At 41.9% G+C, this 19,670-nt stretch carries 18 protein-coding genes; 7 read left to right on the forward strand and 11 right to left on the reverse strand.

Features of this window, described 5'->3' with window-relative positions; translation table 11 throughout:
* Position 1 precedes the first annotated feature (1 nt).
* Both NSU13_RS10905 and NSU13_RS10910 read left to right on the forward strand, forming a co-directional pair.
* Positions 2 to 346: a YolD-like family protein gene (locus NSU13_RS10905; RefSeq protein WP_034280328.1), complete on the forward strand. Its 345-nt coding sequence runs from the start codon at positions 2 to 4 to the stop codon at positions 344 to 346.
* A 199-nt stretch (positions 347 to 545) separates the two neighbouring features.
* On the forward strand, positions 546 to 1,781 hold the full coding sequence (locus NSU13_RS10910; RefSeq protein ID WP_024428045.1) for an MFS transporter: 1,236 nt from the start codon (positions 546 to 548) through the stop codon (positions 1,779 to 1,781).
* 33 nt (positions 1,782 to 1,814) lie between these two features.
* Here the strand turns inward: NSU13_RS10910 and coaA are convergent, their stop codons facing one another.
* Positions 1,815 to 2,774, reverse strand: coding sequence for a type I pantothenate kinase (gene coaA / locus NSU13_RS10915; protein ID WP_024428044.1), 960 nt, complete (start codon positions 2,772 to 2,774; stop codon positions 1,815 to 1,817).
* A 188-nt stretch (positions 2,775 to 2,962) separates the two neighbouring features.
* Between coaA and NSU13_RS10920 the strand changes: the two genes are divergently transcribed.
* Positions 2,963 to 4,291, forward strand: coding sequence for a CoA-disulfide reductase (locus NSU13_RS10920; protein WP_061109319.1), 1,329 nt, complete (start codon positions 2,963 to 2,965; stop codon positions 4,289 to 4,291).
* A gap of 63 nt (positions 4,292 to 4,354) precedes the next feature.
* Here NSU13_RS10920 and NSU13_RS10925 read toward each other — a convergent pair whose 3' ends face one another.
* Together NSU13_RS10925 and NSU13_RS10930 are read right to left on the reverse strand one after the other, a co-directional pair.
* The gene (locus tag NSU13_RS10925) at positions 4,355 to 5,131 is read right to left on the reverse strand and encodes an SDR family oxidoreductase (protein ID WP_061109320.1); all 777 of its coding nucleotides are present in this window, start codon (positions 5,129 to 5,131) and stop codon (positions 4,355 to 4,357) included.
* Positions 5,132 to 5,143: 12 nt separating this feature from the next.
* Positions 5,144 to 6,094, reverse strand: coding sequence for an MBL fold metallo-hydrolase (locus NSU13_RS10930; protein ID WP_211043270.1), 951 nt, complete (start codon positions 6,092 to 6,094; stop codon positions 5,144 to 5,146).
* 422 nt (positions 6,095 to 6,516) lie between these two features.
* Here NSU13_RS10930 and proC point away from each other — a divergent pair, with 422 nt between their 5' ends.
* Positions 6,517 to 7,344 (forward strand): pyrroline-5-carboxylate reductase, encoded by an 828-nt coding sequence (proC, locus tag NSU13_RS10935; RefSeq protein ID WP_065214657.1) that lies wholly within the window; start codon positions 6,517 to 6,519, stop codon positions 7,342 to 7,344.
* A 50-nt stretch (positions 7,345 to 7,394) separates the two neighbouring features.
* Here proC and NSU13_RS10940 read toward each other — a convergent pair whose 3' ends face one another.
* From NSU13_RS10940 to NSU13_RS10960, 5 genes are all read right to left on the reverse strand, one after another.
* Positions 7,395 to 7,538 carry a hypothetical protein gene (locus NSU13_RS10940; RefSeq protein WP_155267113.1) on the reverse strand — a complete coding sequence of 48 codons (144 nt, stop codon included), beginning with the start codon at positions 7,536 to 7,538 and terminating at the stop codon, positions 7,395 to 7,397.
* Between the two features lie 12 nt (positions 7,539 to 7,550).
* The gene (locus NSU13_RS10945; protein WP_046311693.1) at positions 7,551 to 8,039 is read right to left on the reverse strand and encodes a DinB family protein; all 489 of its coding nucleotides are present in this window, start codon (positions 8,037 to 8,039) and stop codon (positions 7,551 to 7,553) included.
* Between the two features lie 19 nt (positions 8,040 to 8,058).
* Positions 8,059 to 9,315: an MFS transporter gene (locus NSU13_RS10950; RefSeq protein ID WP_034280316.1), complete on the reverse strand. Its 1,257-nt coding sequence runs from the start codon at positions 9,313 to 9,315 to the stop codon at positions 8,059 to 8,061.
* Positions 9,315 to 10,664, reverse strand: coding sequence for a radical SAM protein (locus NSU13_RS10955; RefSeq protein WP_034280314.1), 1,350 nt, complete (start codon positions 10,662 to 10,664; stop codon positions 9,315 to 9,317). The genes NSU13_RS10950 and NSU13_RS10955 overlap by 1 nt, the downstream gene beginning before the upstream one ends.
* Before the next feature lie 365 nt (positions 10,665 to 11,029).
* Positions 11,030 to 12,646 (reverse strand): M20/M25/M40 family metallo-hydrolase, encoded by a 1,617-nt coding sequence (locus NSU13_RS10960; protein WP_211043265.1) that lies wholly within the window; start codon positions 12,644 to 12,646, stop codon positions 11,030 to 11,032.
* A 140-nt stretch (positions 12,647 to 12,786) separates the two neighbouring features.
* On the opposite strand from NSU13_RS10960, the gene namA reads away from it, so the two are divergent.
* Positions 12,787 to 13,803: an NADPH dehydrogenase NamA gene (gene namA, locus NSU13_RS10965; RefSeq protein ID WP_081124558.1), complete on the forward strand. Its 1,017-nt coding sequence runs from the start codon at positions 12,787 to 12,789 to the stop codon at positions 13,801 to 13,803.
* Positions 13,804 to 13,923: 120 nt separating this feature from the next.
* A complete protein-coding gene (locus tag NSU13_RS10970; RefSeq protein ID WP_342489514.1) occupies positions 13,924 to 14,688 on the forward strand; it encodes an alpha/beta hydrolase in 765 nt (254 codons plus the stop codon).
* Positions 14,689 to 14,734: 46 nt separating this feature from the next.
* Here the strand turns inward: NSU13_RS10970 and NSU13_RS10975 are convergent, their stop codons facing one another.
* Both NSU13_RS10975 and rnz read right to left on the reverse strand, forming a co-directional pair.
* Positions 14,735 to 16,042 carry an aminotransferase class I/II-fold pyridoxal phosphate-dependent enzyme gene (locus NSU13_RS10975; RefSeq protein ID WP_342489515.1) on the reverse strand — a complete coding sequence of 436 codons (1,308 nt, stop codon included), beginning with the start codon at positions 16,040 to 16,042 and terminating at the stop codon, positions 14,735 to 14,737.
* A gap of 139 nt (positions 16,043 to 16,181) precedes the next feature.
* Positions 16,182 to 17,111, reverse strand: coding sequence for a ribonuclease Z (gene rnz / locus NSU13_RS10980; protein WP_041109723.1), 930 nt, complete (start codon positions 17,109 to 17,111; stop codon positions 16,182 to 16,184).
* Positions 17,112 to 17,332: 221 nt separating this feature from the next.
* Between rnz and zwf the strand changes: the two genes are divergently transcribed.
* Positions 17,333 to 18,808 (forward strand): glucose-6-phosphate dehydrogenase, encoded by a 1,476-nt coding sequence (zwf, locus tag NSU13_RS10985; RefSeq protein WP_024428033.1) that lies wholly within the window; start codon positions 17,333 to 17,335, stop codon positions 18,806 to 18,808.
* A 47-nt stretch (positions 18,809 to 18,855) separates the two neighbouring features.
* Here zwf and NSU13_RS10990 read toward each other — a convergent pair whose 3' ends face one another.
* Entirely contained in the window at positions 18,856 to 19,578 is a 723-nt protein-coding gene (locus NSU13_RS10990; protein ID WP_342489516.1) for a GntR family transcriptional regulator, read from the reverse strand.
* Positions 19,579 to 19,670: the final 92 nt, after the last annotated feature.

The raw sequence follows: 19,670 nt of genomic DNA on the forward strand, positions 1-19,670 counted from the left end.
CATGAATCCCAATAAATTAACACCTGGATACAACATCATGTGGGAATCAAGCCGAATGATGCTCCCAGAGCACCGTGAACAGCTGCTTGCTCAAAAACGGAAGAAAAAAGAATACACGCCTCCTCCGCTGAGCACTGATCAGCTAGAGGAAATGAATTTTTTGATCACACAGTCGATTACAGAGGATCAAGCGATTTGCGTGACATATGCTGCAGCAGGTATGAAACAGCAGTTTTGGGGCTGGGTGAAAGCCATTCATTATGAAACCCGGCGCATAAAAATCGTCAATGATGAAGATGTTCTCCACCTGTCCTTGCAGCAAATTGTCGCGATTGATCTTGATTAAATTGTCTTTAAGTGATCGTACGAATCAGCATACTAAAAGACATAGAAGCACCGTGAGAAAAAAACATGCTCTCCAAATTTGCGAGCTATTTGGGGCTCCTCTGTCCTATGGCGGATGTCTCCTCCATCAAATTGTGTATTTAATTTGCACAATTTTTCATGTATGATTGGAACATCTTAACACTCAGGGGAGAAACATCATGAAAAATAACTTACGTACTTTACATCCACTTAGTTGGACGATCATCATCGGCACCATATTCGGCCGAATGGCGACGTCCATGAGCATTCCTTTTTTAGCCGTTTATTTGACACAAGTCAAAGGGGCTTCAGCTTCTTCAGCTGGGTTAATCATTGCCGTCAGCTCCCTTATTGGGATCGTGGCGAGTTTTTACGGCGGCTATGTTTCTGACCGAATCGGCAGGAAAAAGGTCATGCTTCTATCCATCTTCGGCTGGACACTTGTCTTTGTTGGCTTTGCGTTTGCAGATGCCATTTGGGTCTTCTTTCTCATGAACGCTTTAAATGGACTGTGCCGGGCACTGTTTGAACCGACGTCTAAGGCACTCTTATCCGATGTCACCCCATCAAGTATTCGGTTGTTTGTTTTTAATTTACGGTATACGGCCATTAATATCGGGGTGATCTTCGGCCCGCTGCTTGGCTTATATCTAGGATCATCGAAAACAACATTTCCATTTCTTGTCGCTGCCTTCATTTATTTGTTATATGGATTAACACTGGCCTGGCAATTTCAGAAGCATCCAGTTGCTGCTCCAGAAAGTACGAAACAAATCAGCGTCAAAAAAGCCCTTTCCATTATCCAAAAAGATACGGTCTTTAGCATCATCCTCATCGGCGTTACCTTATGTTCGTTCGGGTATTCGCATTTAAGCTCAACGCTACCTCAATACTTATCAGCGTCACCTATGATTGAGGATGGTCCTAAGCTGTTTGGATATCTTTTATCTTTAAATGCAGTGGTTGTCATTGTTGTACAATATCCGCTCATCATGATTGCAAAGCGCTACTCCACCATTTTGTCGCTGACCACCGGGAATATTCTTCTTGCCGGCAGTTTGTTTGCCATTGCTTTTTCACAAAGTCTCGGCATGCTTGCTTTCATCATTGTCGTGTTTACGATTGGGGAGGTTCTGCTATTTGCGATGATGGATCTTTTTGTAGACAATATTGCAAAGCCTGAAGTGAAGGGATCGTACTTTGGGGCGATGGGATTTTCTCAGCTCGGCAGCGTCATCGGACCATTTGTCGGTGGACTGTGCATTGACTATTTTGGCGCAGCCCATCCCCTCTCCATTTTTACGGTCTTGTCAATGATCACCATCGCAGGCGTTCCATTTTTACTCATTGGATATTACCGTCTAAAAAAGCGATCGGCAGCAGCCATAGCTGTTAAAGTAAGTGGAGATCATTAAAAAAACCGCTCTTTCGTTTGAGCGGTTTTTTCTTTATACCCGGCGGATGGCGATCTCTTCCACCTTGTGCTGATCCCCTTTTTTCAAAATGAGATCAGCTCGATATTTTGTCGGTAAAATATTTTGATATAAATTTGGGCGGTTCACGGTATTCCAAATCGTGCTTGCCATTTGATCTGCCTCTTCATCCGTCAAATCTTTATATTGATGAAAGAAGGATTCTGGGTCTTGGAAGGCTGTTTCCCTAAGCAAACGAAATCGTTCTTTATACCATGATTGAATTTGCGTTTCAGCGGCGTCTACATAAATCGAAAAATCAAAGAAATCTGATACAAACACACGCGGTTCATCCTTCAGATCATCCAGCGCTGGTGATTGGAGCACATTGATTCCTTCAATAATGACAATATCCGCATCCTCTACTGTTTCATACACCCCTTCTAGCCGGTCATAGGTCAGATGCGAATATACCGGGGCATGCACAGTTTGTTTACCTGATTTTAATTCATTCAAAAAAGACAGCAGGGCTTTGACATCATAGCTTTCCGGGAAGCCCTTCTTTTCCATCAGCCCTCGATCCTTTAATTCTTTTTGAGGATATAAAAAGCCATCTGTTGTCACAAGACTCACCTTCAGCCCATCTCCAAGCCTCGATAAAAGCGTTTCAATGATACGAGCCGTTGTGCTTTTCCCGACAGCTACACTTCCAGCAATCCCAATTAAAAAGGGAATTTTGGCATGGTGCGGGTAGTTTAAAAAGGCATTCACATGCTGGTTTTTTTGTTTTTCTGCAAAGACATGTAATGTCAAAAAACGAATAAGCGGTATGTAAATATCTCGAACTTCTTCCAGCGATAAATAGTCATTTAACCCTTGCAGCGCTCTCGCTTCCTCTTCTGAAACAGATACCGGCATATATTCTCCAAGAGCTGCCCAAGCCTCTCTCGTATGGCGCGTGTATAGCGTATTAAAATCTAGTCTCGTGTCACTCAAAGTCTTTCCCACCAATCTTCACTAAACTCGTAACCCAAAAAGACGATAATCCGATTGTAGCTTAAAATGAAGGCGCTGTCTTTATTTTTCAACGAAAGTTTACTTCTTTTGCAAAAAAAAGCATTAAAAAAAGGAATATGAGGGTAAATAAGAGTATTCAGTACGATAGATAGAAGGGAGCAAACCAAATGAAATATGTGATGATTGGCGGAGACGCAGCAGGAATGAGCTGCGCTATGCAAATATATAGAGAGGATCCAGATGCACACATTGTTGCTTTTGAAAAAGGAGAGATTTTCTCATATGGACAGTGCGGACTCCCCTATTTGATCGGCGGTCTCATTGATCATCACAGAAAGCTGATCGCACGCAGTGCCGAAACCTTTCGCGAGAAATATGGAATTGACGCCAGATGCTTACACGAAGTGACCTCTATTGACCCAGAGCAAAAAACAGTGTCGGGTCATCATACGAAAACAAAAGAACCCTTTACAGAAAGCTATGACCGCCTCTTAATTGCGACAGGAGCAAGCCCTGTCACACTGGATTTAGACAGCCAGCCATTAGAAGGCGTACACGTATTAAAAACCATCCCGCATGCGCTGTCCATTTTAGACCATTTAAAAAAGGACGTCACACATGTCACGATCATTGGCGGTGGATATATCGGCCTTGAAATGGCTGAAAATTTAAAAGCGCTCGGAAAAAACGTACATATCATTCAGCGGGGAGCAGCACTCGGCCCGGGCTTTGACTCCGATATGGCAAAACACCTTAAAGAAGAGGCTGACGCCAAGGGCATTCACGTATCGCTCGGAGAAACGGTACAGCAATTAGAAGGCAAGTCACATGTCACAGCTGTTATCACAGACAAACAAACCATTCAAACAGATATGGTCATCATGGCCATCGGCGTCACTCCACAAACCTCCTTTTTACATCATACCGGAATCAAGCGCCTTCAAAATGGCGCTATTGCAGTAAATGAATACATGCAAACCAATATAAAAGACATTTATGCTGCCGGTGATTGCGCGGCGACCTACCACCGCATCAAAAAATCACTGGATTATATTCCGCTTGGCACAACTGCGAATAAACAAGGGAGAATCGCAGGATTTCATATGACAGGAACAAACCGGGCATTTCAAGGCGTGACTGGAACAGCCGTCATGAAATTTATGGACGTGACAGCGGGACGAACAGGCTTATCAGAAAAAGAAGCAAAAGAGGCAGACATTCCTTTCTCCGTCATCACCATTGATAGTACAGATCACGCGAAGTATTACCCAGAAGCGCAGAAAATGAAAGTGAAACTGATTTACAGAAGCGATGACCATACCTTGCTTGGTGCCCAAATCATCGGCAGAAACGGTGTAGATAAACGGATCGATATCGTGGCGGCTGCCCTTTACCAAGAGCTGACCATAACAGATCTTGAAGATTTAGATATTAGCTATGCACCGCCTTTTAACAGTGTATGGGACCCGCTTCAGCAAGCGGCAAGACGGATATAGAAAGTGTCACAATGAAGCCTTACCTCAAAAAAAGAAACCAGTTCAAAACCGGTTTCTTTTTTGTTACTTTTTCATCATCGCTTTTCGTGCTGCTTTTTCAAATAAAAATGGGAATAACTGATACAATTTGCTGCCAGCGTTCATCCAGCCGGGCAGATTAATCTCTCTCTTTTTCGTCATCATGGCAGATACGACCTTCCCTGCCACCTTGTCCGCACTCAGCATCATAAAATCAACGTTCTTCACATATTCACCGCTGCGGTCAGCGATGGTAAAGAAGTCTGTGGCAATTGGTCCTGGGTTGACTGTCGTCACGTGAATGCCTGAGTCTGCCAGCTCCATTCTGAGGCTGTTTGAAAATCCAAGAACGGCATGCTTTGATGCGGAATAAATAGCTGATTTGGGTGTCGCAATCTTTCCTGCCTGGGACGCGATATTGATAATATGTCCCTGCCCTCTTTGCTTCATCTCAGGGATGACCTTTTTCGTGCAGGCGATTAAGCCAAACACATTCACCTCAAACATCGACACCATTTCCTCTATGGAGGCATCTTCGACAAGATCGAATACGCCGAAGCCGGCATTGTTGACCAAAATATCGACCGGCCCCACTTCTTCATACGCGCGATCAATGTCCTCAAGCTGGCTGACATCAAGCTGAGCGATGTGACACACCCCGCCAGCACTCATAATTTTTTCTTTCACACTAGTAAGCTTTTCCACTCGTCTTGCTGAAATAATGACCTCTGCGCCTTCTTCTGCTGCCAAGTACGCCATTTTTTCACCAATGCCCCCAGATGCGCCAGTAATCCAAATCCTTTTTCCTGTCAATCGCCCCATGCATTTCACTCCTTAGTTTGCTCTGTAATAGACGATTCCGTCTTTTTGCATTTCTTTAATTTGCCCAGCCTCTAAGAGCACATCCAGCTGACCGACTGTCTCAGACATCGTTAAAAACAAGGCCTCTTCATACATCACAGGAAATAGCTTGCGGCAAAGATGAAAGGCCGTCATTTCTTTTTGTTTAAGCAGCTGATACATCGTATTTGCTCGTTTCTCTTGTTTCTTAAATCTTTCTTCAATCAACTCATGGTGGGACGTGATGAGCTGACCGTGTCCTGGATAAATCGTCTTGATTGGCAGACGCAATAACCGATTGAGTGATGCTTTATATTGAAGCAGTGATTTTTGACGTTCCTCGCCTTCATACGGTGCTTCCATTAACGGATTTGAAGAAATGGTTGTCAAAAGCAGGTCGCCGCCAATAAAATTCCCCGTTCTTTCATCTAAAAAAGAAAGATGAGATTGTGCGTGTCCGGGTGTTTCCATCACAAAGAAGTGTTCATGCCCGCTTAAACGATCACCTTCTTTTATGACCTCATCTACATGTGAAGTACAAGAATATGTATAAGATTGCTTCACCATTTTTTCACACTCATTTTGCCGAAGCGGGACACCTAACTGCTGAAAAAAAGGAATCATAAAGTCCACTTGGCGCTGCTTAAACACTGGATCCTGACTAATATACGGCTCATTTAGCTGGTGTCCGATCACACGGACATGAGGTTTCATCAGATTTAACAGACCGACATGATCTGCATGATGATGGGTCAGCACCACTTGATCAATATCGTCTATCGATAAACGATGTTCCTTTAATTGCGTGACAAAAGCATGCTCTGCCTCTTCTGTCATCGGACCGCAATCTACTAAGGTGACGGCCTCTCCTTTTAATACATATGCATGCACATCCCCAACGGCAAACGGCGTCGGGATGGATAATTGAATGATGTTTTCTTTCACTTTTATACGTCATCTCCTGCTTTTTGACTCATGATTGTGGGTACTTAAGCCTTCATACTTCATTGTATCTTGCAAAAGGCAGACTGTCATGCGGTTTAGATGGGCAATTTTTTAAACTGCCCTATTGACATAAACTTGTCCATCGTTGCATAATGAACAACAAATATATGATGCGCGGGTGATAAGGATTAGTAAGCAAAATAACGATGCAAGAGAGTGAGGTCCGCCGGCTGAAAGACTTCACCATCCTCTTATTTGCTGAACCTGCCCTTTGAGCTGTTAGGCAAACCTAAACGTTTCCCGCGTTAAGGGACTAGAGCTGAGTATGCAGGTTTGCATGCTAATTGAGGGTGGTACCGCGAAAAACCTTTCGTCCTTTTCAGGCGAGAGGTTTTTTTATTTTCTACAAGGAGGAGCAGCTTATGAGTAAAATTGGATTTATCGGTGCAGGCTCAATGGCAGAGTCTATGATCAAAGGTTTATTAAAAAGCGGAATGATGTCGAATGAAGATATCATTGTTACAAACAAAACGAATGAAAAACGATTAGAAGAATTACAGGTACGTTATGGGGTCAAAACGGATTTCGCTCGGTCCTTTATTTATGAAGAAGCGGATATTCTCGTTTTTGCCTTAAAACCGAAGGATGCAGAAAGCGGAATTTCTGAAGTCCAGCCTCATTTACATGGACAGCTGATCATTTCTATTTTAGCTGGTATTTCCATTGAAACGATTCAACACTATGCTGGCGGAAAGACAGCAGTCGTTCGTGCGATGCCAAATACATCAGCGGCGATTCAGCAGTCAGCAACAGGTATTGCCGTAAGTCATGAAGTGACAGAGGAGCAAAAGAAAAAAGCCGTCGAGCTGTTTGAAACAATCGGGCATGTCACAGTATTAGATGAATCGCAGCTAAATGCTGTGACAGCCATCGCAGGCAGCGGCCCAGCCTTCATTTATCATTTGATTGAAGGAATGGAGCGAGGAGCTTCGGAACTTGGAATGGACCAAGCAACTGCGAAATTACTCATTTGCCAAATGATTGCAGGCGCCGCCAATATGCTTCAAGACAGCGGAAAAGAGCCTGCCCAACTGCGCAAAGAAATTACAAGTGAAGGCGGTACAACAGAAGCCGGCCTGAACACACTGGCTGCCTATCAATTTGAAGAGGCCGTTGTCGATTGTGTCAAAACAGCCACTAAACGTGCAGCAGAATTAAACGAAATGTTTTCAGCAAGCACGTATAAATGAAATTGAAAAGCACCTGTTTTGATGACAGGTGCTTTTTCACATATGACCCTCTATTTTTTCTCGCTGGCCACTGGGTGTGAATTGCGTGATTCACACTTCGGTTCTTTCTGTTCTTTACTAGAAATGGCTTGTTCTAATAAAGAATCACGTGCCTGATAAAAATTCACATCAACTAATAATTCTTGATGCTTCACTTTAGCACCTCCTCATGTAGATGATTCACTCATTGACATGATGGCTTTGATTTGATCCAGATGATGTTGTTCATGTAAAGCGATAGTTTCAGCTAATATTTGGACGGTCATCACTCCTTCTTCCGGATGCAGGCCTGATTGTTCCCAAATATCTTTTTCTAATAGCCGAAGCGTGTTGTTTCTTCTCTCTTTCATCCGTTTGATCAATGCTTTGATATCGTCAGCGTTATACCATTCATACGCTCTTTCTTTCACGTATATTTCAGGATCATACGATTGAAAGGGCGTGTGATCATCTGATATCGCTTGCTCTATCCGCTCTGACCAGACTTCTTCTGTGTCATACAAATGCCCGGCGAGCTGCTTAATTGACCACTTCCCCTCCCCCAAAGATTGATCCAGTGTGTAATCATCACAAGCCTTCACTATTTTCTCTAGTTCACTCATACTTTCCTGAAGCGATGTGATGATGTCTGTTTTTGTTAATTTCCCAGTTTCCATTACGCAATCAACGTCTCCTTTACAGTGAATGCATTTCTACTTTTGATTTATCTTGATGCTTTCCTTTTAGTAGCAGTAAGCTGTTCATCAAACCTGCTACTATCACAAGCCCTGCCATCCCTATAGCGATGACATGTATAGGAATCAAATCTCCGATAAATGCCATGAGGATAAACCCACTAATATAAAATATGCGTGATAATGCAAGACCTGCTGAAAACACACGGGCTCTTAAATGACTGCTTGCATATGTCATAATATTAGTAGAATACAAAACTTCGATTGGGCTATATAATAGATTGGCTAATAAAACAACAATCAAAAATCCAATAAAAGTCGTTTGTTGATACGACAATGCATGTAATATCGCAAGCAATATAACCGCTAATGTAGACCACCTTTTATAAAATTGAAAGGAGAATTTCACTTTTTTGAAGTACGCTGCAAGTGTAAGTCCACCGATAATTTGCCCTAGTCCACTAATTGTATGACCAAGCCCCAAGCCAAAATTCCCTTCTCTTGCCACTTCTAAAATATACAGACTAAATAAAACATAAACGATGCTTAAAGCAAACTCTCTTGACATCAATATCCATATGGCGCTTTGAATTTTGGGTGATCCCTTGATTTCTTTAATTCCTTCTTTAAAACTTTGAACATATGACACATACTCTTTTTTTTCAGACGCTTCTTTCGCTTTAATTGGAATTAACAGCATAGCTGATAATAAAAATGTCAGCGCATCTACTAAATAAATTGTGGAAATTGACCAAATTTCTGTCACCAACCCGCCTAATCCTGTCGCAATGAGCATCGATGCGCTAAAAGATGTGGCCAGTATACTATTCCCCTTAGAAAGCTGCTCCTTATCAAGGATTTCAGGTATCATAGATGAACGAGCAGGCAGATATATACCAGAGAAAGCACCATTTAACGCTAATAATAAATAAAGGATAAACGGTGTAACATTCATTGTGACAACTAAAACAAACCCCAGTCCAATGATAAAACGTGCCACATCTGCGAATATCACAACTTTTTTGTAAGAAAACTTATCTATAATTGGGCTCAAAAGCATGGATGTTAAAATGAGAGGGAGCATGGAACAAATAAATAGAATGCTTAGATGGGTCGCTTTCCCAGTAAGTTCATAAATTAAACCAATCGTCGCTATCGTTCTAAACCAATCTCCAAAAGCAGATAAGTTTTGCCCAATAAAGAAACAGACAAAATTTTGATCTTTGAATAGCGATGTCGTTTCTTTCTTTGAAATCATTAGAGGAGCACCTCAGTCGACTCGTACCAACCTAACTCTTTTTGCATAAACTCCACGGCTTGATCATAATTTTCTCTCTCTTTTTCTGGGATAAGATCAACTAAGATCGCTGGATACCATGGCTTCGCTTCTTCTTTGATTACAAAATATTGCTCCGCTTCTTCAACTACTCCTTTCATTATGAGCAGTTGTAGTTTACGATAGATTTCCTCACGCTTTGGCATTCGATTGAGATGCGTTTTTTCTATTTTCATTGTTTTAGGGAAGAAGACGAGTCTTCTATCAAAAGCATGATATTCTCTAGATTTAACAATAGGTAATTCTTGATTCGTCAGGCTTTCGATATACTTTTGCGTATTTCCTTCATTTGACCATATCATGCCTTGCATGTAGGAGATCGCTCCTGTTCCCAAACCAATATATTGATCTTCATATCCCCCGTAAATCACTTCGCCATATTGAAAACGTTTATTCTGATGCTCTGGAGCCATAAACGTATACACATAATTTTGATGCCAGCCATTCTTTTTTAAATGACGATATAATGTATCACTAAACTCAAATTTTTCTTTAGGATTTGGCGGCATTGGCACCTTGCCTTTGTTAATTTTTGATAACCATCCCTTCGAACAAGCAATATATTCTAGTGGATACGTATCAATACTTGTGCTTCCTAATGACATCACTCCATTTATGTCCTCTATCATCTCTTCTTTCGTTTGTCCAGGCAGCTGATAAAGCAAATCAATGTTATAAGATTGGAAATGACGTTTCATTAAGTCCACAGTCTGAGAGATTTGATCAAAACTAGCCGTTAAGTTGAACATTTTCCGATAGTGTTCATTTAATGTTTGGACACCAAAGCTCCCTCTGTTGGCTCCACCTTCAGCCATAGCAGCCACTCTTTCTGGTGTAGCTGTTTTTGCTTCACATTCAAATGTCCATTCATAATCAGCAGATAATGAGAAATTTTCTTTTATAGCGGTCGAAAGTCGATAGATTAGTTCTGGGGGCATTATGGAAGGAGTACCTCCACCAACGAACACCACATCAAACGTCATTTTTTGGATATTAGGGGATTGGGATAAGATACGCATCTCATTGATTAAAGCATCTATATACTTTCCGATAATGGGCTCATATTTCGTAGATTTAATAAAAGGACAAAACGAACAGATCGTATCGCAGAAAGGGATATGTAAATATAAAGCGTTTTTCCCTTTTTGAAATGTTCGTTCTTTCTGAATGAATTCTGTCACACGAGATTGTGCTCCTTCTTGGCTCGCTTGGCCAAAAAAAGGATAAAGAAAATTCCATAAAGACGGATGCTCATCATAATAACTTTTCATATTTGACAATTCTCTCACCCAACTCTCGTCTATTTTTATCCCACATACAAATTCACAGAGAAGCTAAGAAAATCACTTCTCTGTGAAACACTCTTTACAGTAAGTATTGATTCTATTCATTAGATTGCAATCCACTCGTTACGCTTCATTTTCATCACCTCCTTTCAATTAGATAAATTGTAACTTAATTACATAATTGATTATAATAGACTTTTCTGAATATTTCAATCATTTTCACTATTTTTTGTAAGGACTATTGTTTTATATACAATTTACGTATGAAACTTTTGGTATAACCATGAAAATATAGACTGAAACATTCACAACCAAAAGCCCTATCATTAAGATAGGGCTCTTCATTACATCTACTTACTTTTCTCTAATAAAGCATGAATCGTTGATTCTAATAATTCTGGCAAAATGCCAAAAGAGAACGGGACGTGCAGCCGCTCTGTCCATTTGTGCGGGTCCTTTCCTAGTGGACCTACGTTGATGACTGGAACGTAAAGGGCTTCCTTTTCTCCTTGCGGTAAAGAATAGCCTTTTTGGTAAAGCGGCATATTGGTTGTATAATGACCTACTTCCTGCTTTTCGAGCTGTAAGTAACTTAAATCAGACAATCCCGGGAAATATTTCACTTCCTCTACTTCAAGTCCATATACCTCTTTTGCCTCTTTTTGAATCTTCTTGAATGTCTTCTGAATATGCGTATCTTCTGTTGAGGACACCGAAGGGTAAAATGGCGGACTATAAAATAGAACAATCAGCGGTCCTTCTTCCTTACATAGTGTCGTCAGCTCCGAGACAATTTTCGTTGAAAAATCACGATCTCCAAGTTCACCTCGGTTGGCGAATGCATAGTTGACAATGCGCTCGACTTCCTGTTCACCAGAGCGATCTGCGGCTTTTTGATACAGCTCGTGATATGTGAGAACCGTCACCTGAGTGTCTATTGGTGTAAAGTGTTTAAAGCGCCGAAAGTCAGCTGTTTTCTGCCGAAGATTTGCCTCGATTTGGTCTGCTGCTTGTTTCGCAGTTTCATAGAGAAGTCCGTGCAGTTCTTCACTTGAACGTTTCATCATGAGCACATTAAATAAAGATACGGCTGTGTGAGGTGTTTGAACGGAATAGGCTTCTTTCAAATCCTTTTGCATTAAGTTCGTTGGAGGCGGCGTTACTTCACCATCTACTTCCTCACAATAGTCACTATTGAGCTCTAACAGCCGGTTTAGTTCAGATACCATAAAATTCGCATTTAAGCCTGAGAAAGGCTCTCCTACATGCGTTTCGATCCCTTTACAGAAAAATCCGGCTAATACCTTTCCTATACTGCCTGTATACATATAATGATGTTCATCCCCTGGATACTTTTCAAACATCGGCTCACTGTTTAAACACGCGGTATAGTCAAGATCATATTTTTCTTTAAGCTCTTTTAGCTTCGGCACAGCCTCAAGCATTCCTTGTGAATTTACTTCCTCATCAGGAACTGTGACGAGCAGGACATTTCCATCAAATGTTTCTGTCATCGCTCTTTCCAGCATAGAAAGCTGTACGGTGAGACCTGCTTTCATATCCATGGCCCCTCTTCCAAACAGCCAGTCGCCTGAAGCAAGGTCCTCTCTTGCCCTCTTTGGAAGAAGCTCACTTTTTTGCGAAAAGGAAGTCATTAACTCTTCAGGCTTGCATGCCATGTTTTGAAATTCGCCGTAATCTTCTGTATCGACTACATCAAAGTGACTAAGAAGCAGCACGGTACGCTGCAGCGTACTTCGCTTCACAAGTGCCGTTAAATAATACCGGCCATCTTTCATCGGATGCAAAGCCAAATGATCAGGGTTCTGCTCAAAATAAGGCCGCTCCCTCAGCAAATAATATAAATATTCCGCTAACGCGACTTCTCCTGTTGTACCTGATATGCTTTCATACTGCATAAGAGCTGTCAGGAGCTCCTTTAGTTCACTCTCTTTTTGCCATTTCATCCGTTCTCCCCCTTTGATGTCTCTATCTCTCCATTATACAAAAACGTGTATAAAAGCTATATTCTTTGAGCACCTTTTATGACGAAAGTTTGAATGGCTGTTATAATCGGCTATACAATTCCATGAGGAGGCGAAGGTATTTGGAAACAAAACTCTTTTCACCTTGGACATTAAAAGGTGTTACACTGAAAAACCGCATCGTGATGTCCCCGATGTGTATGTATTCATCCTATGACCGTGATGGGAAATTACAGCCTTTCCACTTCACACATTATATTTCCCGTGCACAAGGTCAGGCTGGTCTCATCATGGTGGAAGCCAGTGCTGTATCTCCCGAGGGAAGAATTAGTGATCAAGACCTCGGGATTTGGAGCGATGAGCACATTGAAGGTTTCGCTTCATTAAACGAACAAATCAAAGCATACGGAACGAAGACAGCCATCCAGCTAGCCCATGCAGGACGTAAGGCTGAACTTGATGGAGACATTCTTGCACCATCAAGCATCCCATTTGATGAAACATCTAAAACCCCTGTCGAGATGTCTGTTGACCAAATCAAAGATACCGTTCAGGCGTTTCAGGATGCAGCTGTACGGGCAAAAAAAGCGGGTTTTGACATCATTGAAATTCATGGTGCACATGGCTATTTGATCAATGAATTTCTTTCACCGCTGGCGAACCACCGAACAGACGACTATGGCGGTTCACCAGAGAACCGTTATCGTTTCTTAAGAGAAGTCGTAGATGCAGTCAATACCGTATGGGACGGACCTTTATTTGTCCGTGTGTCGGCTTCTGATTACACGACAAAAGGACTTGATATTGCAGATTATATTGGGATTGCCACTTGGCTCAAAGAGCAAGGTGTCGACTTAATCGATGTCAGCTCAGGTGCTGTCGTACAGGCGAAAATCAATACATTCCCCGGCTACCAAGTCACATTCGCAGAGAAAATAAAAGAAGGTGCCGGCATTCAAACAGCTGCTGTCGGTCTCATCACATCTGGTGTACAGGCAGAGGAGATTTTACAAAATCAGCGTGCGGATTTGATCTTTATTGGCAGAGAGTTTTTACGGGATCCATACTTCCCAAAAACAGCTGCTCAAGAACTCCGTACATCCATCGAAAGCCCGCGTCAATATGATCGCGCTTGGTAAAAGCTCTTAGGAAAAAAGGTGTCTATTTTTCGAAATAGGCATCTTTTTTGTTTTTAAGAGAAACATATCTGCCTTTTGTGCCGTCTTTTAGCTAAAGAACTGCTTAGAGGAGATGGAAGAATGAATTCGGTAATGATTGAAAAAATGTATCATATAGATGGACACCACTTTTATACAAAACATCGTCAAGGCAAAAGGCAAGCCACGATTATCTTTGAAGCAGGCTACGGCATTTCTAGTGATACGTGGTCGAATATGGCATGTGATATTGACCCAGAGCTTGGGGTTTTCTTATACGACCGTTTAGGAAATGGAAAGAGCAGTGAGAGTGGTGAAGGAAGAACCTTGCATGACCTCGCTGATGATTTAGATGCGCTGCTGAAAGAAGCCAATATTCAGCCGCCATTTCTTATTGTCGCTCACTCATTTGGCTCTCTTGTCAGCCGGTTATGGGCAAGCCGCAGAGGAGATGATGTCATTGGCATGGTGCTGTTAGACCCAGCAAGCGAGGAGCAAGAGCAGATGATCCTGCCGCTTTTATCAAAGGAAGAACGCACTTCATATATGGCGCAGTTTACAGCAGAATGTACGCATGAGGACTTTCAGCAAATGTTAAGCACAATGAAAGAGGAGCAAACTCATTTTGGAATGATGCCGCTTCTTGTCATTTCATCAGGTAAGAGCCGATTGTTTCACCCAGCTCATGAAGCTTGGCTCAGACTTCATAAACGCATGCTGTCTTTGTCATCCCAAAGCGGATGGATTCAGGCGCAAAACAGCTCGCACTATATTCATCATGATGAACCGCATATTGTACAGCTTGCTATCTATGATGTATGGTGCGCAGCCAAACAACCTGTCTCCTATTACCAAACTGCTAATTAAAATAAAAAACTCCTTGACCCGTTATGAGTCAAGGAGTTTCTTCTATTTATGCCGTTGGAGCAGATTGACTTTTTTGAGAAAGCAGCTTTTCAATGCTGACAAGCTGAACACATAATGTAAAGATGTCAATCGCTTGCTCTAGTTCTTCAAGAGCCGGGAATGTTGGTGCAATGCGAATGTTGCGATCAAGCGGATCTTTTCCATATGGATATGTTGCACCTGCACCTGTCATTGTGACACCTGCTTCTTTTGCTTTTTGCACAACAGCTTTTGCACAATGATCAAGTGTATTTAAACTAATGAAATATCCGCCATTTGGCTTGTGCCATTCAGCGATGTCTTTCCCGCCAAGTTTTTCGTCAAGAATGGAAAGAACGAGGTCAAATTTTGGCTTAATGATCGCCGCATGCTTTTTCATATGTTCCTTCAAACCTTCTGGATTTTGGAAGAAACGAAGATGTCTTAGTTGATTGATTTTGTCTGGTCCGATCGTTTGAATCGATAATTGCTTTTGAGTGAAGCTCACATTGTCAGGGCTAGACGCCATCAGTGCAACACCTGAGCCTGGGAATGTAATTTTAGACGTAGACGCAAACATAAACACACGGTTCGGGTATCCTGCCTCTTCAATTGCTTGAAAAATATCTTTTAACGTATCAGGTGTATCCGTTAGATGGTGGACTGCATATGCATCATCCCAAAAAATGCGGAAGTCGTCTGCTTTTGTTTTCATTGAAGCTAGGCGGTCAACGACTTCATCTGAATACGTAATGCCGTCTGGATTGCTATATTTCGGTACACACCAAATGCCTTTAATCGCTTCATCTTCTGCGACCAATTTTTCTACCTGATCCATATCAGGTCCATCAGCCTTCATATCGACCGTGATCATCTCTATGTTAAATAGCTCACAAATGGCAAAATGACGGTCATACCCTGGGCTTGGTGCAAGGAATTTTACCTTTGGCAGCTCTCCCCAAGGAGTTTTGCTGTCACATACGCCGTGAGTCATCGCACGTGCAATGGTATCATGCATCATATTCAGGCTAGAATTACCGCCGATGATGATTTGTTCTGGCTTTAAATTGAGTACTTCTGCAAAAAATGTCTTCGTTTCAGGAAGGCCTGTCAAGCCGCCATAGTTTCGCACATCTGTGCCATCTTCAGCTGTCATTGCATCCTTTGATGTCACAACATCGAGCATGCCCATAGACAAATCGAGCTGTTTTGGTGAAGGCTTCCCTCTAGACATGTCTAAGTGCAAGTTTTTACTTTTGTAAGTTTCATACTCATTTTGTAGTGCCACATATAGGTCATTCAATTCTGCTTCACTTAATGCTGTAAAACCGCTCATCTTTGATTGTGCCTCCCGTATTCTTCATAGTTTAATTCGTCATTTGTTTTTTCTTCACCATTTTACCACTACCTGAAAAAGAGCGTCATCATAAATATCAAAAAAATCACACAACTTTTTTTGACGATTCATCCAATTTTTACAGGGTGCGTTCAATGGGGAAAGAAGAGAAATCATGTGCAGCTTCTGTCAGCGGGAATATATCGCGGGCTTCTTTCAACAGTTGTTTCAGTGCCTCTTCTCCTTGGTAACGTGCACTTATATGGGTCAAAATGAGCCTTTTTGCGCCTGCTTCCTGTGCTGTTTTCGCTGCTTGTTCTGTTGTACTGTGATAATAATTGTAGGCTAAATCTGCATCTTCTTTACCGAATGTTGCTTCATGGACTAACACATCCGCATTTTTGGCAAGCCTTGTTATATTCTCGCACAAACGGGTATCTCCTGAAAATGCAACGATTCTCCCTTTTTTAGGGGGTTCCAAATAATCGGTTCCATCAATGGTTCTTCCATCTTCGAGTGTCACGGTTTCCCCATTTTTCAACTTCTGATACAATGGTCCAGGTTTTACACCGATTTCTTTTAGGTCTTCGGCTTTTAATGAACCAGGCATATCTTTTTCCACAACCCGATAGCCGTAAGCTGGAATCCCGTGAGAGACTCTTCTTGCTTCTACTTGAAAGGTATCGTCTTCAAACACGACCCCTTCATCTATTTCTATGATATGCAGCGGATATGTCAAATGCGTTTGTGTAGCTGAAAGTGCTGCGTTCACAAAGGCCTTAATGCCCTTTGGTCCATAGATCGTCAATTCCCCCTCCCCGCCTTGAAAGGATCTGCTGCCAAGGAGTCCCGGAAGGCCATATACATGATCACCGTGCATATGTGTGATAAATATTTTCTCAATCTTTCTCGGTTTAATCGTTGTATGTAAGATTTGGTGCTGCGTTGCTTCTCCGCAATCAAATAGCCACACTGCATTTCTTTCTTCTAAAAGCTTTAGCGCTGTGCAAGTGACGTTTCTTGTTTTTGCAGGAATGCCTGCACCTGTTCCTAAAAAGAGCAGTTCCATTACTTTTCCTCCTAAAGCCGGTATACAATATCTTCATTCATATAGAATACATGAAGACAAGGTAAATGTGAATTCAGCGGAATTTTTGAAAAAAGTGAAACGAGAGCAGAAAAAGTCGAATCAAATGTTTGCTTTACGAACAATGAAGCTTTAAAATAAAGAAAATGTACATACATTCTCGGTTTTTACAACAATGCTACGAATAAAGTGAGGTACTTCTCGTGAATACAGAAACTAACAACCCTAAAGCAGTCATTGTCATTTTTGGCGCAACAGGAGACCTTGCCAAACGCAAGCTCTACCCTTCTATACATAGACTTTATCATAGCGGAAAGCTAGGTGATCAATTCGCTGTTGTCGGAGTTGGACGCCGCCCGTGGTCTCATGAGGACCTCAGAGCTGTGGTAAAGGAATCTGTTTCTTCTGATGATGCAGAAGCGAAAACAGAAGAATTCATTTCACATTTCTATTATCACGATTTTGACGTATCAAGCCCTGCCTCCTATCAATCGCTTAACACGCTTCTAACAGGTCTTGAAGATACGTACAGTATTCCAAATAACCGCATGTTCTATTTAGCTATGGCACCGGAATTCTTCGGAACGATTGCGAAGTTCCTAAAGAGTGAGGGCGTATCAGAAACAACCGGCTGGTCACGACTTGTCATTGAAAAGCCATTTGGGCATGATCTGCCAAGTGCCAAAACATTAAATGAAGAAATTCGTGATGCATTCACAGAAGATCAAATTTATCGTATTGACCACTACCTTGGTAAACAAATGGTTCAAAACATTGAAGTCATCCGCTTTGCGAATGCCATCTTTGAACCGCTTTGGACAAACCGCTATATCTCAAACATTCAGATTACATCCAGTGAATCATTAGGGGTTGAAGACCGGGCTCGATATTACGAAAATTCTGGTGCACTAAGAGATATGGTCCAAAACCATATGCTTCAAATGGTTGCCCTTTTAGCAATGGAGCCGCCAATTAAACTCAATACAGAGGAAATCCGCAGCGAAAAACGGAAAGTATTGCGCGCTCTTCGTCCTTTTTCTAAAGATGAGGTCGATCAATTCTTTGTCCGCGGACAGTATGATACTGGTACGATTGATGGCAGCGAGGTTCCTTCTTATCTGAAAGAGCAAAATGTTGACCCGAACTCAAACACAGAAACATTTGTGGCAGGGAAACTGCTGATTGATAACTTTAGATGGGCCGGGGTGCCATTTTACATTCGGACAGGAAAACGGTTAGAAAAGAAATCTACTCAAATCGTAGTTCAATTTAAAGACATTCCAATGAACCTGTACTATGGAAACGGGAATGCCATGCATCCAAACTTACTTGTCATTCACATTCAGCCAGATGAAGGCATCACCCTTCACCTGAATGCTCGCAAGCTGGATGGCGGAACGTATGCGAAACCGATTAAGCTCGACTACCAAACAAACTATAACGACATCATGAATACACCAGAAGCATATGAAAAGCTGATTCACGACTGCTTGCTAGGCGATGCGACAAACTTTGCTCACTGGGACGAGGTGGCACTTTCTTGGAACTTCGTTGATCCGATTTCTGAGAAATGGGCAGAAAGCAAAACATTAAAACCAAACTATCCTGCTGGTTCTATGGGACCGAAAGAAGCTGATGAGCTTCTAGAAAAAGATGGATACCATTGGTGGAATATATAAAATCATATGAAAAAAGAGCAGTCTCCCTTGGGGGTTCTGCTCTTTTTTTAACGTCCTGTTTTCGTGATTTCAACCGTTGAAAAGTCAAATTTATCATAGCGATGATGGCTAAATGAGTATTCAAACGGCTGCCCTGCGTTTAAATAAGCAACCTGCTCGACTTCAAGCACAGGATCTGTTGGGTCACACCCTAAATACTGCTGATCCAGCCGATCTGATTTAGCCGCTCTAATTTTCTTGTGCGCTCCTGCTATTTTTAAATGAAGCTGATTTGAAATGTAGCCATAGATAGAACCCAGTAGAACTTCTTCATCTATACCCTTAATGAGATTGACAGGCATAAACGTTTTTTCTAATACATAAGGCTCTTCATCCACGAGACGGAGCCGGATGATATCATAAACAGGTGTGGTTGAGTCAATAGATAGATGGGCTGCCACCTCTTCGCTTGGAAAATGGACATCAAAATGAATGATTTGAGTCGTGACGTTTTTATCCGCCATGACTTTTGTGAACCCTTTATTTTCATGGCCCGATACATTGATTGCCCCTTGATTGAGCGCTGCCTTTACAATAAATGTACCGTGGCCTCTTTTTCTAAAGAGCAGACCTTCTGCAACGAGAAGATCAAGCGCACGTTTCATTGTCATTCTGCTGCATTGAAATTCGGCGGCAAGCGAGTTTTCATCTGGAATGGGTTGATCTTCTGGATAATAGGCTGTTCCTATTCGTTTTCTGATTTCTTCTGAAATGAGTTCGTACTTCTTCATCTCACACCACCAACTGACTTGTTTTTTCATAGCGCTTTATTCTAGAAGGAAATTTGGCGTTTTTTAGCCTTCCTCTCATTTTACACTAAGGG

This window comes from Bacillus sp. FSL M8-0049, assembly GCF_038593355.1.
GTDB classification, from domain to species: Bacteria; Bacillota; Bacilli; order Bacillales; family Bacillaceae; genus Bacillus; species Bacillus safensis.